Origin of the sequence: Sutcliffiella halmapala (assembly GCF_050107295.1) — a bacterium.
GTDB classification, from domain to species: domain Bacteria; phylum Bacillota; class Bacilli; order Bacillales; family Bacillaceae_I; genus Sutcliffiella_A; species Sutcliffiella_A halmapala_A.
Genome location: NZ_JBNIKR010000039.1, coordinates 1 through 342 on the forward strand (window position 1 = coordinate 1; position 342 = coordinate 342).

2 rRNA genes are annotated in these 342 nt (G+C 42.4%); both read left to right on the forward strand.

Annotation, left to right across the window (positions count from 1 at the left end):
- Positions 1 to 123, forward strand: a 23S ribosomal RNA gene (locus ACQCT5_RS22955); the annotation flags it as partial.
- 111 nt (positions 124 to 234) lie between these two features.
- A 5S ribosomal RNA gene (gene rrf / locus ACQCT5_RS22960) occupies positions 235 to 342 on the forward strand; the annotation flags it as partial.

Consider the following 342-nt stretch of genomic DNA (forward strand, 5'->3'; position numbering starts at 1 on the left):
GATGAGATTTCCTTTTGCTTCGGCAAGTAAGATCCCTGAAAGATGATCAGGTAGATAGGTTCGAGGTGGAAGCATGGCGACATGTGGAGCTGACGAATACTAATCGATCGAGGACTTAACCCAAAAATAATGAACGACACTTGTGAATCTTGATAAGAAAAACGTTATCTAGTTTTGAAGGAATATAGCAAATAATGCTTGATTTTCTTTCAAAAGTTTATATAATATTAATAGTCTGGTGGCGATAGCGAAGAGGTCACACCCGTTCCCATACCGAACACGGAAGTTAAGCTCTTCAGCGCCAATGGTAGTTGGGGGCTGTCCCCCTGTGAGAGTAGGACG